22 protein-coding genes are annotated in these 18,396 nt (G+C 65.5%); 15 read left to right on the top strand and 7 right to left on the bottom strand.

The features are described from left to right. Nucleotides 1-29 precede the first annotated feature (29 nt). Both cutA and U9J33_RS01660 read right to left on the bottom strand, forming a co-directional pair. On the bottom strand, nucleotides 30-368 hold the full coding sequence (gene cutA / locus U9J33_RS01665; RefSeq protein WP_185998356.1) for a divalent-cation tolerance protein CutA: 339 nt from the start codon (nucleotides 366-368) through the stop codon (nucleotides 30-32). Beyond that, nucleotides 365-1,453, bottom strand: a complete 1,089-nt coding sequence (locus U9J33_RS01660) for a COX15/CtaA family protein (RefSeq protein WP_185998357.1) — start codon at nucleotides 1,451-1,453, stop codon at nucleotides 365-367. Before U9J33_RS01660 ends, cutA begins: the two co-directional genes overlap by 4 nt. 112 nt (nucleotides 1,454-1,565) lie before the next feature. On the opposite strand from U9J33_RS01660, the gene U9J33_RS01655 reads away from it, so the two are divergent. The 9 genes from U9J33_RS01655 to U9J33_RS01615 all read left to right on the top strand — a co-directional run bounded on the left by U9J33_RS01655 (nucleotide 1,566) and on the right by U9J33_RS01615 (nucleotide 8,446). Then, nucleotides 1,566-1,937, top strand: a complete 372-nt coding sequence (locus tag U9J33_RS01655) for a MerC domain-containing protein (RefSeq protein ID WP_185998358.1) — start codon at nucleotides 1,566-1,568, stop codon at nucleotides 1,935-1,937. Nucleotides 1,938-1,997: 60 nt separating this feature from the next. Then, a complete protein-coding gene (gene thiS, locus U9J33_RS01650; RefSeq protein WP_054442089.1) occupies nucleotides 1,998-2,210 on the top strand; it encodes a sulfur carrier protein ThiS in 213 nt (70 codons plus the stop codon). A gap of 53 nt (nucleotides 2,211-2,263) precedes the next feature. Further along, nucleotides 2,264-3,061, top strand: a complete 798-nt coding sequence (locus U9J33_RS01645) for a bifunctional sulfur carrier protein/thiazole synthase protein (RefSeq protein ID WP_324697433.1) — start codon at nucleotides 2,264-2,266, stop codon at nucleotides 3,059-3,061. Nucleotides 3,062-3,285: 224 nt separating this feature from the next. Next, nucleotides 3,286-3,813, top strand: coding sequence for a hypothetical protein (locus U9J33_RS01640; protein WP_054442265.1), 528 nt, complete (start codon nucleotides 3,286-3,288; stop codon nucleotides 3,811-3,813). A gap of 99 nt (nucleotides 3,814-3,912) precedes the next feature. Next, the gene (locus U9J33_RS01635; protein WP_324697430.1) at nucleotides 3,913-5,160 is read left to right on the top strand and encodes a murein hydrolase activator EnvC family protein; all 1,248 of its coding nucleotides are present in this window, start codon (nucleotides 3,913-3,915) and stop codon (nucleotides 5,158-5,160) included. Nucleotides 5,161-5,321: 161 nt separating this feature from the next. Next, on the top strand, nucleotides 5,322-6,716 hold the full coding sequence (locus tag U9J33_RS01630; RefSeq protein ID WP_324697428.1) for a S41 family peptidase: 1,395 nt from the start codon (nucleotides 5,322-5,324) through the stop codon (nucleotides 6,714-6,716). Between the two features lie 10 nt (nucleotides 6,717-6,726). Continuing rightward, the gene (locus tag U9J33_RS01625; RefSeq protein WP_324697426.1) at nucleotides 6,727-7,215 is read left to right on the top strand and encodes a disulfide bond formation protein B; all 489 of its coding nucleotides are present in this window, start codon (nucleotides 6,727-6,729) and stop codon (nucleotides 7,213-7,215) included. Further along, nucleotides 7,212-7,727 carry a demethoxyubiquinone hydroxylase family protein gene (locus U9J33_RS01620; protein WP_054442093.1) on the top strand — a complete coding sequence of 172 codons (516 nt, stop codon included), beginning with the start codon at nucleotides 7,212-7,214 and terminating at the stop codon, nucleotides 7,725-7,727. Before U9J33_RS01625 ends, U9J33_RS01620 begins: the two co-directional genes overlap by 4 nt. 116 nt (nucleotides 7,728-7,843) lie before the next feature. After that, the gene (locus U9J33_RS01615) at nucleotides 7,844-8,446 is read left to right on the top strand and encodes a hypothetical protein (RefSeq protein WP_132468631.1); all 603 of its coding nucleotides are present in this window, start codon (nucleotides 7,844-7,846) and stop codon (nucleotides 8,444-8,446) included. A gap of 77 nt (nucleotides 8,447-8,523) precedes the next feature. Here U9J33_RS01615 and fabI read toward each other — a convergent pair whose 3' ends face one another. The 3 genes from fabI to U9J33_RS01600 all read right to left on the bottom strand — a co-directional run bounded on the left by fabI (nucleotide 8,524) and on the right by U9J33_RS01600 (nucleotide 11,423). After that, nucleotides 8,524-9,327, bottom strand: a complete 804-nt coding sequence (gene fabI, locus U9J33_RS01610; RefSeq protein WP_324697422.1) for an enoyl-ACP reductase FabI — start codon at nucleotides 9,325-9,327, stop codon at nucleotides 8,524-8,526. Beyond that, nucleotides 9,324-10,343, bottom strand: a complete 1,020-nt coding sequence (locus U9J33_RS01605) for a YihY/virulence factor BrkB family protein (protein ID WP_054442094.1) — start codon at nucleotides 10,341-10,343, stop codon at nucleotides 9,324-9,326. The genes fabI and U9J33_RS01605 overlap by 4 nt, the downstream gene beginning before the upstream one ends. A gap of 111 nt (nucleotides 10,344-10,454) precedes the next feature. Next, a complete protein-coding gene (locus tag U9J33_RS01600) occupies nucleotides 10,455-11,423 on the bottom strand; it encodes a DnaJ C-terminal domain-containing protein (RefSeq protein ID WP_054442095.1) in 969 nt (322 codons plus the stop codon). Between the two features lie 218 nt (nucleotides 11,424-11,641). On the opposite strand from U9J33_RS01600, the gene pdxH reads away from it, so the two are divergent. Next, nucleotides 11,642-12,253 carry a pyridoxamine 5'-phosphate oxidase gene (pdxH, locus tag U9J33_RS01595; RefSeq protein ID WP_324697418.1) on the top strand — a complete coding sequence of 204 codons (612 nt, stop codon included), beginning with the start codon at nucleotides 11,642-11,644 and terminating at the stop codon, nucleotides 12,251-12,253. 19 nt (nucleotides 12,254-12,272) lie between these two features. After that, nucleotides 12,273-13,211, top strand: a complete 939-nt coding sequence (locus U9J33_RS01590; RefSeq protein WP_132468633.1) for a cation diffusion facilitator family transporter — start codon at nucleotides 12,273-12,275, stop codon at nucleotides 13,209-13,211. Between the two features lie 16 nt (nucleotides 13,212-13,227). Here U9J33_RS01590 and U9J33_RS01585 read toward each other — a convergent pair whose 3' ends face one another. Further along, nucleotides 13,228-14,409: a serine hydrolase domain-containing protein gene (locus U9J33_RS01585; protein WP_185998903.1), complete on the bottom strand. Its 1,182-nt coding sequence runs from the start codon at nucleotides 14,407-14,409 to the stop codon at nucleotides 13,228-13,230. A 56-nt stretch (nucleotides 14,410-14,465) separates the two neighbouring features. Here U9J33_RS01585 and U9J33_RS01580 point away from each other — a divergent pair, with 56 nt between their 5' ends. After that, nucleotides 14,466-14,828 carry a hypothetical protein gene (locus U9J33_RS01580; protein WP_292635302.1) on the top strand — a complete coding sequence of 121 codons (363 nt, stop codon included), beginning with the start codon at nucleotides 14,466-14,468 and terminating at the stop codon, nucleotides 14,826-14,828. 1 nt (nucleotide 14,829) lies between these two features. On the opposite strand, the gene mnmA is transcribed toward U9J33_RS01580, so the two are convergent. Further along, entirely contained in the window at nucleotides 14,830-16,005 is a 1,176-nt protein-coding gene (gene mnmA, locus U9J33_RS01575) for a tRNA 2-thiouridine(34) synthase MnmA (RefSeq protein WP_324697411.1), read from the bottom strand. 174 nt (nucleotides 16,006-16,179) lie between these two features. Here mnmA and U9J33_RS01570 point away from each other — a divergent pair, with 174 nt between their 5' ends. From U9J33_RS01570 to U9J33_RS01560, 3 genes are all read left to right on the top strand, one after another. Continuing rightward, nucleotides 16,180-16,524, top strand: coding sequence for a hypothetical protein (locus U9J33_RS01570; protein ID WP_132468636.1), 345 nt, complete (start codon nucleotides 16,180-16,182; stop codon nucleotides 16,522-16,524). Nucleotides 16,525-16,526: 2 nt separating this feature from the next. After that, a complete protein-coding gene (locus U9J33_RS01565) occupies nucleotides 16,527-16,826 on the top strand; it encodes a DUF1153 domain-containing protein (RefSeq protein ID WP_054442268.1) in 300 nt (99 codons plus the stop codon). Nucleotides 16,827-17,192: 366 nt separating this feature from the next. Beyond that, on the top strand, nucleotides 17,193-18,392 hold the full coding sequence (locus U9J33_RS01560; RefSeq protein WP_132468637.1) for an efflux RND transporter periplasmic adaptor subunit: 1,200 nt from the start codon (nucleotides 17,193-17,195) through the stop codon (nucleotides 18,390-18,392). Nucleotides 18,393-18,396 lie beyond the last annotated feature (4 nt).

The raw sequence follows: 18,396 nt of genomic DNA, 5'->3' as shown, positions 1-18,396 counted from the left end.
CGGTTTTCCATAGAGGTAAAATGATACCTCTATGCTTGATGGAGCCCTGTTGCGGCCAACCAGGCCACGGTTCCGGTCGCCGCTGCATCGCACCGCCAGCCCAGCACGGCAGGTTCATCGTAAGGATGGATATCGGCGAGACGCGCCGTTGCCGCATCGAGCAGGCCCGCGTTGGTCTTCAGCAGCAGCCCGTGTTCGCGGGCGCTATCCTTCCTGCCGTTCCAGACGAAGATTGAGGTCATGCCCGGCAGCAGGTTCGCACAAGCCACGAGTCCCTCGTCGAGCAGAATATTTGCTGACGCGAGGGCGCTTTCCTCGTCCGGGAAGGGGCACCAGATGAGGGCGGGAATCGCGGAATCCCCGCTCACATCCCCAGCCCGACCTGATCACGCCGGCCGAGGCAGTGGGCGCCCCAGACCGTGGCGGCGACGAGAAGCGCGCCGCAGAGCTGGTGCGCTACCGCAAGCCAGAGGGCCACGCCCGACCAGACGGTGAAGATGCCCAGCAGCACTTGCGTGCCGAATGCCGAATGCACCGCGATCGAGGCCAGACGCGCATGCCGGGCCTTGAGGCGGCGGCCCATCACGATCAGCGCGGCCACCACGGCCCAGGCCCACCAGCGGTGAATGAAGTGAGTCAGGAACGGGTCGTTGACGAGCGCATGGAGCGCGCCGCCCGCCCATTCCACGCCCTCCGGGAAGAACGTGCCCTGCATGAGCGGCCAGGCGTCCATGCTGAACCAGCCCATCCCCGCGACGTAACCGGCACGCAGGCCGGCCACCATCGCGCCCATGAACAGCTGGAAGAACAACATGCCCAATGCCAGCGCGCTGAATCGGGTCAGGCGGGCCGGCGCCTGCCCGCGTCGCAACTCGCGAAGGTCGAGCGCGGTCCATACGAGGCCGCCGAGCGTCGTCAACGCGACCAGCAGGTGCGCGGCGAGGCGGAAGTGGCTCACCCGGTCGGCTGCTTCGGCGCTGAGGCCCGAGGAGACCATCCACCAGCCCACCACGCCCTGAAGTCCGCCCAGCGCCAGCAGTGCGACAAGGCGGGTCTTGTAGCCCAGCGGAATCGTCCGCTTGTACCAGAACCACGCCAGCGGCAGCGCGAAGGCCAGCCCGATCACCCGTGCCAGCAGGCGGTGGACCCATTCCCAGAAGTAGATGAACTTGTACTGCGCCAGCGTCATGCCCGCCGGGCCGTTGACGTCGATGTACTGCGGGATCTGCTTGTAGCGGGCGAACTCTGCCTGCCACTGGGCGTCGGTCAGCGGCGGGATCGCGCCGGTGAGCGGTTTCCACTGGGTGATGGAGAGCCCGGACTCGGTCAGCCGGGTAATGCCTCCGACTGCAACGATAAGGACAACCAGCGCGGCTACGAACAGCAGCCAGCGAACCATGGGGGCGATATCGTCGGCTGTACCGAGGATGGGGCGACCGTCAGAGACTCTCATGGCGCAAATCCCTGCGATCTTGCGACGAAATGCGCAAGAGGCGCGTCGACCGAATGTTGCGCGTCAAGGTCGGGACTTGATGAATGTTACAACGTCACATACATGGTCACGCATGCGCACCGCCTTCAACGCGATTCGAAACCGGCTGGACCGGGCAGGCATCGTCCTTAGTGGACTGTGTGCCCTGCACTGCGTTCTGGGTGTGGTTCTCGTGGGATTCCTAGGGCTTGGCGGCGAGGTTCTGCTTTCGCCGGCAGTTCATCGCGTCGGACTGGCGCTGGCGCTGGTCGTCGGTTTGGTTTCGCTGGGATTTGGCGTCATGCGCCATGGCCGCATCGCCCCGCTGGTGATCGGCGGGGTGGGCCTTGCTTTCATGGCCACGGCGATCGCGGTTGGCCACGGGCTTGCTGAATCGATCCTGACGATCATCGGCGTCGCGCTTGTGGCCTTCGCGCACATCCGGAACCTGCACCGCGCGCACTGAAAGTGCCGGGACCGGACCCTGGGCACTTTCCAAATCCATTCTCCGCGCTATCTGCGGCCCATGGCTGCAGAACTCTCCCTCACCGTGAACGGCGAACCGCGGCGCGCGGCGCCCGGCTCATCGATTGCCGATCTCGTTGCCGGCATCGGCCTCGATCCGAAGAAGGTCGCTGTCGAGCATAACGGCGAGATCGCCCCGCGCTCGACCCTGGCCGATGTGCTGCTCTCCGATGGCGACGTGCTGGAGATCGTGCACTTCGTCGGCGGCGGCTGAGCAAGCGCAACGGCCCGAATCCTGACATACCGTTCCCCGAAAGGACGAGAACCTTGACCGATACCGTATCTGATTCCTCGACCGCAGATTCCTGGACTGTCGCTGGTCGTACTTTCCGTTCGCGCCTGATCGTGGGCACCGGCAAGTACAAGGATTTCGAGCAGAACGCGGCAGCGGTAGAGGCTTCCGGCGCGGAAATCGTTACGGTGGCGGTGCGCCGGGTCAATGTCTCGGACCCCAAGGCGCCGATGCTGACCGACTTCATCGATCCGAAGAAGATCACCTATCTTCCGAACACCGCCGGTTGTTTCACTGCCGACGAAGCCATCCGCACCCTGCGCCTGGCGCGCGAGGCGGGCGGCTGGGATCTGGTGAAGCTGGAAGTGCTGGGCGAGGCGCGCACGCTCTACCCCGACATGCGCGAGACGCTGAAGGCTACGGAAATCCTCGCGAAGGAAGGTTTCCTGCCGATGGTCTACTGCGTGGACGATCCGATCGCTGCAAAGCAGCTCGAGGACTGCGGCGCGGTGGCGGTGATGCCTCTCGGTGCGCCGATCGGATCGGGTCTGGGCATCCAGAACAAGGTCACGGTCCGCCTGATCGTGGAAGGGGCCAAAGTGCCGGTGCTCGTCGATGCGGGCGTGGGCACGGCCTCGGAAGCCGCCGTGGCGATGGAACTGGGCTGCGATGGCGTGCTGATGAACACCGCCATCGCCGAAGCGCGCGATCCGATCCGCATGGCCCGCGCGATGAAGCTGGCGGTCGAAGCGGGGCGTGATGCCTATCTCGCCGGGCGCATGGCGCAGCGCCGATATGCCGATCCGTCGAGCCCGCTCGCCGGGCTGATCTGAACGGCCTTTCCTAGTGTCCGGCAGTTCGCGAAGGAAGGCCGGACACGAACTGAAAAATACCCGAAAGGGCATCTTTCAAACTGTCCCGAATTGAATCTTGCACGAATCTTACCGCAAATATCGTGTACAAACCTTTGCGCGGTTAAGGCTGTAGCAACCGAAGAGGCCGAAATTGGTTTTTGTGACAGGAAGGATTGTCCTTCCGTGGCACGAGGATCACGATCATGACTCACACGGGCAAGGCCACCATCACGATCGGCGAACTCCGCGAGTTTGCAAGCTTCACGTCCTGCGAGCAGCGCTACATCCGGCGCAGCCTCGACGTGGGCCTCGGTCGGCAGGATGCCCTCGGGCTCTGGGCGCGCGATGCCGCCGAAGCTTCCTCGATCCGCAAGCAGTATGAGGCTTATGCCGATCTCGCGTCGCTGCGCGAAATGCGTCCGGACGAGTTCGGTTTCGACGATATCGAGACTTTCGTGGGCCGGATGGTGCGGATCGCCGCCTTCGACCTGGCGCAGGAACGCATCGAATCCTTCCCGGCTTTCCGCTTCCTCTATGAGCGGCTGCTGGGCGCCTGGGTTCGCCCCTGGCTTCCGGGCGCGTTCTGCGGGGCCGCCGCGCTTCCCCAGATCAGGCCGGATCGCCGCCGCACGCTGCTCCATTCGATCAGCGAAGCCGCTGCAACCGCGCACGGGTGGTCGGAACGCGAACCCAGCTTCTATCCCGAATGGATCGAGAAGGAAGCCGCCTGAGCCGAACCGCCGCACGAAACTCCAGTGGGGCGTCTCCGTTGCGGGACGCCCGCTTTTCTCCTCTTCCCGCCGGACTCATGCTGCCCTAATCACGGCGGCGTGAAGCTCTTCCCGCGCCCCCTGCCCGTCGTCACCGTCATTGCGCTGGGACTTGGCGTGGCTGTCGTCGCAGGGAATGGCCTTACCCAGACGGGTGCGCTCGCGGTGCTGGACCCGGCGGCAGACGCGACCCAGGCACAGCAGGACATGCTCGCGGCGCGCCGTGAAAGCGATGCCGCCCGCAAGCGCGCCGAAAAGCTTGAGGGAAAGGCCCGCGAAGTCACCGAACAGGCCGAGAAGACCGCGAGAGAGACTGCGGCCGTTGCCGCGCGCATCCAGGAAACGGAGGCCGGGATCGCCGCACAGCAGGCCAAGGTCAGGCTGATCGCCTTGCAGCGCGTAGGGCTGCGGGAGAGGTTGGCGGAGCGGCAGGCCCCCCTCTCGCGCCTGACCGGATCGTTGCAGCGCCTGTCGCGAAGACCGCCGCTTCTCGCGCTCCTGCGGCCGGGATCGGTGCGGGATGCGGTCTATCTCCGGGCGATGCTGGACACGATGCTTCCCCAGGTCGAGCGGCGCACCGCAGGCCTGCGGGCGGAGATCGAGCGCGGACGCGCACTGGAACAGCAGGCGCTCGCCGCCGGACATGAACTCACCGAAATGGAAGGCGAGATGCGGCAGCGGCGCAAGGCGCTCGCCGTGCTGGAATCGAATCAGCGCCTTGCCGGCAGGCAGGCAAGCGGCATCGCGGCCCGGGAAGGCGAGCGGGCGCTGGCGCTCGCCGAAAAGGCGCGGGATCTTGGCGATCTTGTTGACCGGATGGGCGAACAGGGCGTTCTGCGCGAACAGCTCGCAGCCCTGCCCGGACCGATCATGCGCCCGCCCCGTCCCGAAGAGTCACGCGTGATCGAGGCATCGCAGTTCGTGGCCACGCCCGAGGGTCTGGCCAGCTACATGCTGCCGGTCACGGGACGGCTGGTCACGGGATATGGCGAGGTCCTGCCGGGGCAGGCCCCTTCGCGCGGGCTTTCGCTGGCTCCGCGCGCGAATGCGCAAGTCGTCGCCCCCGCAGCCGGGCGCGTCGCTTTCGCCGGGCCCTATCCCGGCTACGGACGCATCGTCATCATCGAACATGCCGGCGGCTGGACCTCGCTGGTGACGGGTCTGGCCCGGCTCGACGCACAAGTCGGCAGGCAGGTCGTGGCGGGGGCGCCGATCGGCATGACCGGGCCGCGCGATCCACGCGTGATGGTTGAACTGAGGCGGGGCGGAGAGACCGTGAATCCCCTGCAATATATCCGTTCTCTCTGAGAGGCGCTTACCCGTTTGCGCCCCGTTCATCTTCGAAACCCTAAATCCTTCGGAACATGCACCGCACTGCTGGCAATTGTGCCCGTGCCCCGGTAGGATTACAGTCAGAAATCCCCGCCGGTCCCGGCCGGACGTGACGTACGAAAAGGCATTCCAGCCAGATGAAATTCGCTCCCCTGATGCGCGCTGCCCTGCTGGTGTCGGCCGTGGCCGTCCTTCCCGTGGCGACGTCCGGTCTTTCCGCGGTGGACAGCCGCGTGAATCCCGAATTCAGCAAGCTCTTCACCATCTACGAACTGGTGAAGGCGAACTATGTCGACCAGGTGGACGACGACAAGCTGATCAAGGGCGCGATCGACGGGATGCTGGCCAGCCTCGATCCGCATTCCAACTATCTCGACGGTCCCTCGCTCCAGCGGCTGGAGACCATGATCGACGGCAATTACACCGGCCTCGGTCTCTCGGTGGTCGAGGATGACGGCGCCGTGAAGGTCGTTTCTCCGTTCAAGGGCAGCCCCGCGGAAAAGGCCGGCATCAAGGCGGGCGACTACATCACGCATCTCGACGGCGTGCTCTATTACGAGCGCGACCTGGACGAGGCGGTCTCCAAGATGCGCGGCCAGGCCGGCACCTCGATCCGCCTGACGATCTACCGCCCCGGCCGTGACGAACCTTTCGACGTGACGGTAACGCGCGGCGTGATCGAACTGGAACCGGTGACCTGGGAACTGAAGAACGACGTGGGCGTGATCTCGGTGAACGAGTTTTCGCGCGATGTCGGCAACTTCGTGAACAAGGGCATCGCCGACCTGAAGAAACAGGCCGCCACCAAGGGCGTGAAGCTGGACGGGCTCGTACTTGACCTGCGCTCCAACCCGGGTGGCTCGCTTGACGAGGCGGTGGCGCTGTCCGACCTGTTCCTCGACAAGGGCGTGATCGTTTCCCAGCGCGGCCGCATCGCCAGCGAGAACCAGTATTACCGCGCAGAATCGATGTTCAAGGGCGATACCGTGAAAGGCATGCCGATCGTCGTGCTGGTCGATGCCGGTTCGGCTTCGGCTTCCGAAATCGTGGCGGGTGCGCTTCAGGACCAGCACCGCGCCGTCATCATGGGCGAACGCACTTTCGGCAAGGGCTCGGTCCAGTCGTTCATCCAGCTCGACAAGAACAGCGCGGTGAAGCTCACCACGGCACGTTACTTCACGCCTTCGGGACACTCGGTGCAGGAGGGCGGCATCGTTCCCGACATCAAGGTGCCGCAGCTTTCCGATCCCGACGCGCGGGTCCGTGCCGAACGCGCGGTGCGCGAATCCGATCTCCGCGGTCACCTCATCAACGAGGCGGCGATGGGCGACAAGGATCTGGAAACCGACAAGATGGACGATCCGCGTTTCAAGATCTCCGCCGATGAACTGAAGAAGCAGGGAATCGACGATTTCCAGCTCACGTATGCGATCGACACGCTGCGTCGCACCGCCGGAAAGCCCGCGCTGGCACGCTATACGGCGCCCGCCGCAAGCGGGCAGGTCGCGCCCAAGACCGCGCAGAAGGACTGAGGCCGCCGCGATGACCGTTGCCGTTGCCGCACCCTTGCGCGCCGCCCGCGCGCTGGCTTTCGCCATTCCCGTGGTCCTGCTCGGCGGGGCCTATGTCAGCCAGTATGCCTTCGGCCTGCATCCTTGCGAAATGTGCTGGTGGCAGCGCTATCCGCACATGTTCGCGATCGTCTTTGCCGCGCTCGCCTTTTTCTGGCGTCCGGTCCGCCCGCTGGTGGCGGTGGCGGCGCTGGGCGTGCTGGTTTCGGGCCTCATCGGCGGTTTCCATGCCGGAGTCGAATACGGCTGGTGGGAAGGCATGACCGCCTGCACGTCCAGCCCGTTCGCGGCCGGTGTCGACCCGATGGATGCGATCATGAACGCGCCGGTGATCCGGTGCGACGTTGCGCCCTGGACGCTTGGGGGAATTTCGCTCGCCGGATTCAACTTCCTCATCTCCACCCTGGGCGCGCTGGCCGTGTTCGGCTTCGTCGCCCGCAGTCTGAAGGTCCAGCCATGACGTCACCCAAGGCCGCGCGGATGCTGCGCGTCGACCAGGCCGGCGAATATGGGGCGACGCGGATCTATGCGGGCCAGCTTGCGGTGATGGGCGCGCGCGCGCCGCACTCCACCGAGATCGCCGGCATGGCCGAGCAGGAGGCCGAGCATAAGGCGCGCTTCGATGCGATGATCGCGGAACGCGGCGTGCGCCCGACATTGCTTCAGCCGGTATGGTCGGTGGCGGGCTATGCGCTCGGCGCGGCAACGGCGCTGATCGGCCCTAAGGCGGCGATGGCGTGCACCGCCGCGATCGAGACCGAGATCGACCGCCACTACACCGAGCAGCTTGAGGACCTTGGCGACGAGGATCCAGAACTGGGCGAGGCCATCCTCAAGTTCCGGGATGAGGAGCGCGAACACCGCGACGCTGCCCTGGCGGCCGGGGCTGAAGAGGCGCCTGCCTATCCGCTCCTGTTCAATGCGATCCGACTCGGATGCCGCGTAGCGATCAAGCTCTCGGAAAGAATCTGAAATCCGGGCGTTATATTGGCGCCCAAGAGGGGTGCCATGTTACCTTAAGGTACCGTTCAAGGCCGTCAGACCCTATATCGGGTCACGCGACGTTCTCGACCAAGCTGGAGTTTCCCATGACGCGCCTCCTGACCACAGCAGCAGCCATCGCCACGTTCGGGCTTGGGCTGACCCTCGGCGCGCTTCCGGCTGCGGCGCAGGAAGACAGCCTCGGGGCCGGTGACGAGAAGGTCAACCAGCTCATCATCTATGGCGACGATCCTTGCCCGGCCTCGGCCAGCGGCGAAATCACCGTCTGCGCCCGCAAGGCGGAAGCCGAGCGCTACCGTATTCCCGAACCGCTGCGCGGTATCGATTCGCCCAAGTCCGATGCCTGGACCAACAAGGTCCAGGCTTATGAAACAGTGGGTGCTTTCGGCAACATGAGCTGTTCGCCGGTCGGTGCGGGCGGTGCTTCAGGGTGCACCCAGAAGCTGATCGACCGTGCCTATGCCGAAAAGAAGAACGGTTCGGACGTTAAGTTCAGCGAACTGATCCAGGCCGAACGCGAGAAGCGCCTGTCCACCATTGATGCGGATGCCGCCGAGCAGCAGAAGCGGGTCGAGGAAGCCGAGAAGGCCTATTTCGACCAGCGCCAGCGCCAGGAAGCGGAAGAGGATGCCAAGGCCGCCGCCGCCGCTGGGCAGCCCGCTGCTCCGCTGCCCAAGCCCAAGCCGTAAGTTCTTGCCGATACCTCGCGAAAAGGGGCCGGGAATCGCTTCCCGGCCCCTTTTCGTTTGCCTGGCAAAAGCGCCGATCAGCTCAGCGCGATATCCGGTGCGTCTTCCTGCTTCATGCCCACCACGTGGTAGCCCGCGTCGACGTGATGCGTTTCGCCGGTCACGCCTGAGGACAGGTCGGAAAGGAAGTAGAGGCCCGAACCGCCCACATCGTCGATGGTGACGTTGCGGCGCAGCGGCGAGTTCAGTTCGTTCCACTTGAGGATGTAGCGGAAATCGCCGATGCCGCTGGCGGCCAGGGTCTTGATCGGACCGGCCGAGATCGCGTTCACGCGGATGTTCTGCGGGCCGAGATCGTTGGCAAGGTACATGACCGAGGCTTCGAGCGCCGCCTTGGCCACGCCCATCACGTTGTAGTGCGGCACGACCTTTTCGGCGCCGTAATAAGTCAGCGTGAGGATCGAACCGCCTTCGGGCATCATCGGCGCTGCGCGCTTGGTGACGGCGACGAGGCTGTAGGCCGAGATGTTCATCGTCATCAGGAAGTTGTCGAGGCTGGTGTTGACGTACTTGCCGCGCAGCTCGTTCTTGTCCGAGAAGCCGATGGCGTGGACGATGAAGTCGATCGTGGGCCAGCGTTCGGCCAGCGTTTCGAAGGCGGTGTCGAGGGCTGCCATGTCCGAAACGTCGCAATCGATGAGGAAATCGCTGCCCAGGCTTTCCGCCAGCGGCTTCACGCGCTTGGCCAGCGCTTCGCCCTGATAGGAGAAGGCCAGTTCCGCGCCCTGTTCGTGCAGCTTCTTCGCGATGCCCCAGGCCAGGGACTTGTCGTTGGCAAGGCCCATGATCAGGCCGCGTTTACCCTGCATCAGACCGGTCATTCGTGTTCTTCCTGTACTTCGTTGTTCTGTGCAGTCGTGCTGCTTCTCCCGCCTGCGCCGCCGGCGAGCATTTCCTGCTCCTCGGGACTGACGGTGAGGGCGGCATTGAGTTCCGCGCCTGCGACCATCCCTAGTCCGACAAGCCAGAAAAAGAAAAGCGCGATCATCACTCCGGCGAGACTTCCGTACGTCAAATCGTAAGCGATGAAATTGCGCAACACTCTGGGAAGGAGCCAGGCCGTGCCGAACCACCAGCTGGCGACGAGCAGGGCGCCGGGCCATTTCGGGTAACGCCGGGCCTGATATCGCGTGGGAGTCAGCAGGAAAAACAGGACGTAGAGCGATCCGAACAGCGTGATCGCAGTGATCCCGCGCGAAATCGTGATCTGGTAATCGAAGCGTCCGAGCCCCGGAAACAGCGTCAGCAGTACTTCCTCGATCACGGAAATCATCACTTGCGAGGACAGCGAAAGCAGCAGCATCAGCACCGAACCGAAGATCAGCCCGCTCGACGCCAGGCGGTTTCTCCAGAATTTCAGTCCCTTGGTCATGCCGTAGGCACGATGGAGGATATCGCGGATAGTCTCGATCAGGCTGGTCGTGGTCCACAGGCCCAGCGCGCCGCCGATCCACAGCAGCCAGCCGTGGCGTGCGGTTGCGGCATCGCGTGCGACCGGCGCCAGCGCTTCCTCCACGCGCGGGGGAAGGGCGGCGAGCACGGCATTGATCGAGCTTTCGAGTTGTCCCTGCTCCCCCAGCGCCGCGTAGATTGCCGCCAGCGCGATGAAGAAGGGGAACAGCGCGACGATCGACATGTACGCGAAATTGCCCGCGTGAATGAAGCCATCTTCCCAGGTGCCGGCGACAACGCGCGAAATGACGGTGTAGGGCCGGTTGTTGGGCCGGGGGCGCGAAATCCGCTCCTGCATTTCCCGCCAGCGCAAGGCGGCGCGGCGACGCGCCTCGGGCGAGATCGCGGCCGTAGTCGCCAGTTCTGTCGACGGATCGCCTTTCACCCTGCCGACATAGGCGGTCGGGGCCGGATATTCAAATCCGGCAGGGGCTTGGCCAAGGGCGGGGCGGCACAGGGGTGCTCAACCGTCCCGCGCCGCGCCGCCGATGCCGGGTCAGATTCCGAGTTTCGCCCGGACGTCGCGGTTGTCCTTCCAGCCTTCCAGACGCTTGGCCAAGTCGGCGTCGTGTTCGGGAAGGACGATCTGGAGGGTGATGAGCAGATCGCCTCGGCTGCTGTCCTTGCGGGTCATGCCGCGTCCCTTGAGGCGAAGCACCTTGCCGGAACTTGCACCGACCGGAACCGAAAGCATCACCGCGCCGGAGGCAGTGGGCGCCTTGACCTTGCCGCCATTCAGCGCCTCGTCGAGGGTGATCGGCAGATCCACCCGCAAATCGTCGCCATCCTGGCGGAAGAAGGCATGCGGCTGGATGTTCAGGGTGACGATGGCGTCGCCCATGCCCCCGGGGCCGGCTTCGCCCTTCCCGGCAAGGCGCATCTGGGTGCCGTCCTCAAGTCCGGCAGGGAGCTTGAGATCGATGGTCTTGCCATCCGACAGGGTGATGCGCTGCGGTTTCAGCTCTGCTGCGTCGGGCAAAGGCACGGAAAGGCGGTAATTCACGTTGGCGCCGCGCGGTGCCGCACGGCCGCGTCCTCCGCCTCCGCCCATTCCGGCTCCCCCGAAGCCGCCGGGTCCGCGCTGGCCGGAGCCGCCGAAGATGCCGCCGAACAGGTCTTCAAGGTCGATCCCGTCATTGCCGCCGAATCCGCCGCCGAATCCGCGCTGCCCGCCCGGCCCGCCGCCAAAACCGCCGCCGCCGAATCCGCCGCCGCCGCCCATGCCGCCGAAGCCCATCGGGTTGCCGTCCGCGTCGATCTCGCCGCGATCGAACCTGGCCCGCTTGTCCTTGTCGGAAAGCAGGTCGTAAGCCGATGTCACCTCGGAGAAGCGTTCCGAAGCCTTTGGATTGTCCTTGTTGGTATCGGGATGAAGTTCTTTCGCCAGCTTGCGATAGGCGGACTTGATGTCCTTCTCGCTGGCTGTGCGCGATACGCCAAGGGTCGAATAAGGGTCTGCTGCCATGGCATCCTAGCTAGGTGGGGACGAGCCGCACGGCAAGCGGTGCTTTCCTAGATCCGGCCGTGCGTCTATTGCACCGGCCATGTTCTTGCCCATGTCCCTCTGGGCCATCAGGAATTGCCGCAACCGCGGTGCTTTTGTAGGCGCGGGGAGCGGGGGGGAGCCGGAGGGTTATCTTGCCCGCCGGCAAAGACCGCACATAATTTCGTCAGGAAGTGAAGATGGAAGCTGAACAGGCCCGCGAAGTCATTCCCCACGGCGATCCGTTCGCCCTGTTCAAGGCCTGGTACGACGAGGCCCGCGAAGCGGAGCCGAATGATTCAAACGCCATGGCACTGGCCACGGCAACGCCGGACGGGCTGCCTTCGGTCAGGATGGTCCTGCTCAAGGGCTACGGCCCGGACGGCTTCGTGTTCTATACCAATGGACACAGCCGCAAAGGCCAGGAAATAGCCGCCAATCCGCACGTGGCGCTGCTGTTCCACTGGAAGAGCCTGCGCCGCCAGATTCGTATCGAGGGCCGGCTCGAGCCGGTCAGCACGGAAGAGGCCGATGCCTATTTCCACTCGCGCGCCCGCGATTCGCAGCTTGGCGCAGTCGCGTCCGACCAGTCGGCTTCGCTCGATAGCCGCGAAACGTTCCTGGCCCGCTACGAGGAAGTTCGCGCCCGCTTCGGCGATGGCGAGATCGAGCGCCCCGCGCATTGGGGCGGATTCCGCGTGGTTCCCGCTGCGATAGAGTTCTGGCACGACCGTCCCTACCGGCTTCACGAACGCCGCCGTTTCGTGCGGAACGCCGAAGGCGGCTGGGCCAGCACGCTGCTTTATCCCTGAGCCCTGCCGGAGCGTTTCCTTGCATCAACATGCCTCCCTGAACCGCAGCGCCGCCATCGCCAGCATAGGCACGGCGGTGTTCCTGCTCGCGCTCAAGGGCTGGGCGGCATGGTCGACCGGCTCGACGGCGATGCTGGGCAGCCTGGCCGACACCGCGCTGGACCTTGTGGCCAGTATCGCCACCTTGCTCGGCGTCTGGATCGCCTCGCAACCGGCGGACGACAAGCACCGTTTCGGCCATGGCAAGGCGGAGGCGATCGCGGCGATGTTCCAGATCGTGCTGATTTCGATCTCCGCGCTCGCCATCGCCAGCCGCGCCGTCGAGGAGTTTCTGGCAGGGAGCACGGTCGAAAAGGCGGAAGGCGGCATTGCCGTATCCGCGGCCGCCATCGTGTTGACGCTGATGCTGGTGGCCTGGCAGCGCCATGTCATCCGAAAGACCGGCAGCATCGCCATCCAGACCGACAGCGTCCACTATCAGTCGGATCTGATGCTCAACCTTGCTGTGATCGTGGCGCTCGTGCTCGACCATTATGCGGGGCTGAGGGGGGCGGACCCGCTGTTCGGGATCGGCATTGCCGCATGGCTGGGCTGGGGCGCCTGGAGGGCCTCGCAGGACGTGCTGGACCAGTTGATGGACCATGAGTGGCCCGAGGAGAAGAAGGACCGTTTCCTCCAGGTACTTGCCCGCCATCCCGACATCACCGGCGTTCACGACCTGCGCACGCGCACTTCGGGAAACAAGGATTTCGTGCAGTTTCATGTCTGGGTAGACCCGAACATGACCGTTCGCGAGGCGCACCGTGTGATGGACGAACTGGAGCACCGGCTCGCCGTCGAGTTCCCCGGCACGGAAATCCTCATCCATCCCGATCCGGAAGGCCTGGTGGACGAAGCAGGGCAGGCGGGGCTGGACGTATTGCCGCCAATCCGCGTGAACCTCGATCAGTCCTCTTAAGCGCCAAAAAGGGCTTTCAGATGCCGCCGGGGAACATCGCCATCAGCTTGCCCAGCCGGTCGTGCAGGAGGCGTTCCTGCTGCGGGTCGCTCTCGCCCAGGCGGACGATGGTGAGAAGCTGGTCGGGTGATCCGATCACGTATTGGCCATGCTCGCCGACGCAGGCGAAGACATTGGCGGGGGCCATGCCGGGAAACAACACGGCCTCGTCACCGCCGCCGTTCTTGCCGCGCCCCCGGTTGAGCCAGACTCCCGCGCCGTAGCCGGGATTGCGGGGCGAAGGCTCCAGCATGAACTGCACCCAGCGTCGGGGCAGGATCTGGGCGCCCTGGATCGATCCGGTGTGGCGCAGGAATTCGCCGAGCTTGGCCCAGTCGCGGGCATCGGCGTGGATCATGGCCGAACCGATCATCGTTCCGGCGCGGTCGAACCCCGCCATGCCGGAATCCATGCCGAGCGGAAGCAGGACGCGGTTGCGCAAATAGTCGCCCACGGCTCTGCGGCGGCGGTCGGGATTGCGGTCGGGCGAAAGGACGCGCGCCGCAAGGTCGGAGAGAATCACCGGCGTCGCCGCGCTGTTCACGAAGCGCGCGCCTGCAGGGGCCTCCAGCGGCTGGGCCTCGGCGTAGGCGGCCATGTCGTCGCGCCCGTCGAGATAGAGCATCCGCATACGGTCGGATTGCCGGGCGAGCCCGGCTTCCGGGTTGCCGTTGGCGGCGGGCGGGCCCGATTCCGAATGGCGCAGGCCCGAGCGCATCTGCAGGAGCTGCTTCAGCGTGATTTCGCCGCGCGGGTCGCCCGGGCGCTGCCAGGCGGGAATCGGCGCCGATTCGTTCAGGCGCAGGCGGCCGTCGCTGACGAGCTGCCCGATCATCAGCGCGGTCACGCATTGGCCCATGCCCCAGCCGTGCAGCCGGGTTTCGGGCTTGATCCCAGCACCGTAGCGTTCGGCGATGACCGAGCCGCGCTTCATCACCACCAGCGCATCGGTGCGGCCTACCTCTTCATCGCCGAACAGGCCGTCGATGGCGCGGCCGAGCGATTCGCGGGGGGCACCGCCGTCATCCTTGATCGCGGCTTGCGATTCCGCGCTGGGCGGCGGCGGGCCCTGCTGCGCGTCCTGTCCACAGCCGCTCAGGAGGCCGAGGGCTGGCAGGACGGAGAGGGCAAGGATAAGGGAAGGGCGGCGCACCGGCATGACGCGGGGTGTGATGTGCGAGGCGCGGGAAGATGGCAACAGTGGGGACACACGGGATGGGGGACAGCCGCCGCGGCGAACGACAACCGTCCCGCTGGCTCAGGAACGGCGTGCTGCTTGCCGTGGTCGTACTGGCGATCGTGCTGGGCTTCTCGTGGAAGGGCCTGCGCGAACAGGCGCTGGTCAGCACCGCCTATGGCGCGCGGGTGGCCTGTGCCTGCCGCTTTGTTTCCGAACGCGAACTCAAGACCTGCAAGGGCGATATCGCGGTTGCCGGCCTTGGCCGTACCGCCGGCCTGATGATGCTGTCCGAGGATACGGAGGCGCACGCCGTAAAGGCCAGCGTTCCGCTGCTGGCCAGCCAGACCGCGACTTTCGCGCCCGATCGCGGCTGCCAGCTCGAACCCTGGGCGAACTGACTCAGCCGTCCAGCGGAATGGCGGCTTCGGTGCCGTCGATCCAGCCGCCGCCGACGACGCGATCTCCCGCGTAGATCACTGCCGCCTGGCCCGGGGCGACGCCGTATTCGGGATTCTCGAAGCGGATCCTCGCCGTCGTCCCGTCGCCAAGCGGCCCTTCGAGCGTGATCGGCACCGGCTTTGCCAGCGAGCGCACCTTGGCGGTCAGCGGCGCGTCCGGGAGCGGGCCGATTCGGTTGGATTCGGTGATCGTGGCAGCGGCGACGCCCAGCAGGCTGCGCGGGCCGACGAGCACGCGGCGCCCCTCCGCCTCGATCCGCACGACGTAAAGCGGTTCCGGCTGGCCGCCGATCTCGAGGCCGCGGCGCTGGCCGACGGTGTAATGAATGATGCCGCGATGGGTGCCGAGCACGTCGCCGGTAAGGGCGTGAACGATATCGCCCGGCGCCTCGCCCTCGGGGCGGACGGCGCGGACGATCTTCGCATAGTCGCCGTCGGGCACGAAGCAGATGTCCTGGCTGTCGGGCTTGTCGGCAACGCGCAGTCCGGCGGCTTCGGCAAGGCGTCGGGTCTCGCTCTTGGGCAGGCCGCCGAGCGGGAAGCGCAGGAAATCGAGCTGCGTTTCAGTGGTGCCGTAAAGGAAGTAGCTCTGGTCGCGCGCGGGATCGAAAGCGCGGTGCAGTTCCGAACCGGCGGGGCCTTCGACGCGGCGCACGTAATGGCCGGTGGCAAGGCAATCCGCGCCAAGATCCCGCGCCATCGTCAGCAGGTCGGTGAACTTGGGCCCCATGTTGCAGCGGATGCAGGGAATCGGGGTCCGGCCTGCCATGTAATCGTCCGCGAAGCGCTCGACCACTTCCTCGCGGAAGGCGCTCTCATGATCGAAGACATAATGGGCGATGCCGAGGCGATCGGCCACGGCGCGGGCATCGCGAATGTCGTCGCCGGCGCAGCAGGCGCCCTTGCGGCCGGTCGCGGCGCCGTAATCGTAAAGCTGGAGCGTGACGCCGATGGTCTCGGCTCCGGTCGCGGCGGCAAGCGCGGCGACGACCGAACTGTCGACGCCGCCGGACATGGCAACGACGATACGGCGCGCGGAAAGCGGCGCGGGCAACTGGAACAGCGCGGCGGGATCGAGGCCGGCCACCAGTCCTTCAAGGTCGGAAAGGGCGGTCATGCGCCGCCCCATACAGGCGAACGCACGGAATTCCTACCTTTGTCGAGAGGAGGGGGCCGTATCTAACCGCAAAGGGCGGCCAAGGCGTGCTTCGCAAGCGCGTTAACAATCGTTAAAAAAGTGTAAACATCGCCTTTACCGTCCCTTGACCAAGCGGCGCTAAAAGCCTTGTCCATGAACATCGCTTTTGATCATGAAACCTGCAAAGCAGGGCATGCGTCTGGTCGCGACAGCGAGGAGTTCATCTCGGACCCATCGCCGATCGACTGGTTTTCCCTGCGTTCCCGACTGTTTGCGGCGCACGATCTGCGCGCCGCGTGGGCAGAGCCTGATTCCATCAGGCCCGAATCTGTCAGGCTTCACCGCTTTGGCAGTTTCGCCGGCTCGGCCGCATTCGTTATTCATACGTATGAGCCAGTCTCAATACCTGTTAACCCAAATGCTTCAGCCAATCGCAAGCCAGCGGAGGCCAATGTCGCTTCTGTCGCCGGCAATCGAAGCACCGGCGTACGAGGGTGATGATGATCGAGAACCAGAAAATCCGTCCTGCCCAGGTGATCGGGCCGCTCGGCGAGCCGTTGACGCTTGATTCGTTGCCGCCGCCGAACACCACGCGCTGGGTCGTGCGCCGCAAGGCGGAAGTCGTTGCGGCCGTGAACGGCGGCCTGCTGACGATCGACGAAGTCTGCGATCGCTATCAGCTCACGCTGGAAGAATTCGCGGGATGGCAGCGCGCGGTGGACCGTTCTGGAATGCAGGGCCTGCGCGTCACGCGAATCCAGCATTACCGCGATCTTTACGAGCGCCAGCAGAAGTACTGAGCCTCGAATTTGTTGAGGGTCGAAAGACCCGGAAGACGGCGGCGAACCTCGGTTCGGCGCCGTTTCCGTATTTGGCCGGCGAATCCTTGAGGACCCAAGGATTACGCCCCGCCGATTACCTGCGCTCGACGCTTGTCGATCCCCGTCGGCTACAGGCCGACTGCTGATTGCCACTCGCTTGTCGCAGGTATATGTCCGTTCGCAGGAAATTTTGCCGTTGCAGCGGCGCGGACCCGTGTGCCCGCGCCCCGACGGCGGATCGTGCTCCCCGGTGCCGGGCGGGCCCGCGGGTGGTGACGCCTCCGGGATCAGGCAATCGGTTCGGGCATCGGGATTGGGGGCAATCGCAGTTTTTGCGGTGACAAGATGAATTACGACAGCAGGATCGATGTGAGCGAGAACGAAGGTTTCACCGCGCCGGGCAACCCGCTTGAAGGGGATGTCGAACGGGATCGTGCATCCCGCCGATGGCTGTGGATCGCCATAGTGGGCGCCGTCGTGCTCGCGATCGGCATCTGGTTCGCCACGCGCGGCGGAGGTGAAGCCAGCGCCGCCGGCGAAAACGACGTTCAGACCCCCGCCGTAACCGTGGTCGTGCCTGGCCGCGCCTCCGTTGTTGGCGAAATCAGCGCAACCGGTTCGCTGGCGGCACGCCGCCCGATGCCGGTCGGTTCGGTGGGCGAGGGCGGGCAGGTCCGCTCCGTGCTCGTCGAAGCGGGAGACTGGGTGTCGCAGGGGCAGGTGCTGGCCGTGATCGACCGCTCGGTGCAGGCCCAGCAGCAGGCAGGCCAGTCCGCGCAGATCTCCGTCGCAGAAGCAGACGCGCGCCTTGCGCAGGCCAATCTCGACCGTGCGCTCAAACTGGTGGACCGCGGCTTCATCTCCGCTGCCGACGTCGACCGGCTGAAGGCGACGCGTGACGCTGCCGTCGCCCAGGTCAGGGTCGCGCGCGCCACGCTCGGCCAGCTTCAGGCACAGACCGCCCGCCTCAACATCGTTGCTCCGGCGGCCGGCCTCGTGCTCGAACGCAATGTCGAGCTTGGCCAGGTCGTGGGCGGCGGCAGTGCCGTGCTGTTCCGCCTCGCCAAGGGCGGCGAGATGGAACTGCTCGCCCAGCTTAGCGAGGACGATCTCGCCCGGCTGAGCGTCGGCGTGGAAGCCACCGTGACGCCGACCGGCTCGAACCAGAGCTTCACCGGCCAGGTCTGGCAGATCGCCCCGATCATCGATTCCACAAACCGCCAGGGCATCGCCCGTATCGCGCTCGCCTATAATGACGCCCTGCGTCCGGGCGGGTTTGCCAGCGTGGTGATCAACAGCGGCCAGACGGTTGCTCCGGTGCTGCCGGAATCGGCCATCCAGAACGACGACAAGGGCTCGTTCGTCTACGTCGTGGACGCCAAGAACGTGGTGCATCGCCGCGCCGTCCAGACCGGTCTGGTGACGGGCAAGGGCATCGTCGTGAAGTCCGGCATCGACGGTAACGAGAAGATCGTGCTGCGTGCCGGCGGGTTCCTCAACGACGGCGACAAGGTCAAGCCCCAGCTTGCCGCCAAGGCCGATTGATCGG

The organism is Novosphingobium sp. RL4 (assembly GCF_035658495.1).
Lineage (GTDB): Bacteria > Pseudomonadota > Alphaproteobacteria > Sphingomonadales > Sphingomonadaceae > Novosphingobium.
Note: the sequence above shows the minus strand (reverse complement) of the source record. Positions and strands in the feature narration are given on the sequence as shown.

Bases quoted from the DNA above. Each gene is read 5' to 3' on its own strand.
- U9J33_RS01660 (WP_185998357.1), bottom strand. From the start codon at position 1,453: ATGAGAGTCTCTGACGGTCGCCCCATCCTCGGTACAGCCGACGATATC.
- U9J33_RS01655 (WP_185998358.1), top strand. From the start codon at position 1,566: ATGCGCACCGCCTTCAACGCGATTCGAAACCGGCTGGACCGGGCAGGC.
- thiS (WP_054442089.1), top strand. From the start codon at position 1,998: ATGGCTGCAGAACTCTCCCTCACCGTGAACGGCGAACCGCGGCGCGCG.
- U9J33_RS01640 (WP_054442265.1), top strand. From the start codon at position 3,286: ATGACTCACACGGGCAAGGCCACCATCACGATCGGCGAACTCCGCGAG.
- U9J33_RS01630 (WP_324697428.1), top strand. From the start codon at position 5,322: ATGAAATTCGCTCCCCTGATGCGCGCTGCCCTGCTGGTGTCGGCCGTG.
- U9J33_RS01625 (WP_324697426.1), top strand. From the start codon at position 6,727: ATGACCGTTGCCGTTGCCGCACCCTTGCGCGCCGCCCGCGCGCTGGCT.
- U9J33_RS01620 (WP_054442093.1), top strand. From the start codon at position 7,212: ATGACGTCACCCAAGGCCGCGCGGATGCTGCGCGTCGACCAGGCCGGC.
- U9J33_RS01615 (WP_132468631.1), top strand. From the start codon at position 7,844: ATGACGCGCCTCCTGACCACAGCAGCAGCCATCGCCACGTTCGGGCTT.
- fabI (WP_324697422.1), bottom strand. From the start codon at position 9,327: ATGACCGGTCTGATGCAGGGTAAACGCGGCCTGATCATGGGCCTTGCC.
- U9J33_RS01600 (WP_054442095.1), bottom strand. From the start codon at position 11,423: ATGGCAGCAGACCCTTATTCGACCCTTGGCGTATCGCGCACAGCCAGC.
- pdxH (WP_324697418.1), top strand. From the start codon at position 11,642: ATGGAAGCTGAACAGGCCCGCGAAGTCATTCCCCACGGCGATCCGTTC.
- U9J33_RS01585 (WP_185998903.1), bottom strand. From the start codon at position 14,409: ATGCCGGTGCGCCGCCCTTCCCTTATCCTTGCCCTCTCCGTCCTGCCA.
- U9J33_RS01580 (WP_292635302.1), top strand. From the start codon at position 14,466: ATGGGGGACAGCCGCCGCGGCGAACGACAACCGTCCCGCTGGCTCAGG.
- mnmA (WP_324697411.1), bottom strand. From the start codon at position 16,005: ATGACCGCCCTTTCCGACCTTGAAGGACTGGTGGCCGGCCTCGATCCC.
- U9J33_RS01570 (WP_132468636.1), top strand. From the start codon at position 16,180: ATGAACATCGCTTTTGATCATGAAACCTGCAAAGCAGGGCATGCGTCT.
- U9J33_RS01565 (WP_054442268.1), top strand. From the start codon at position 16,527: ATGATCGAGAACCAGAAAATCCGTCCTGCCCAGGTGATCGGGCCGCTC.
- U9J33_RS01560 (WP_132468637.1), top strand. From the start codon at position 17,193: ATGAATTACGACAGCAGGATCGATGTGAGCGAGAACGAAGGTTTCACC.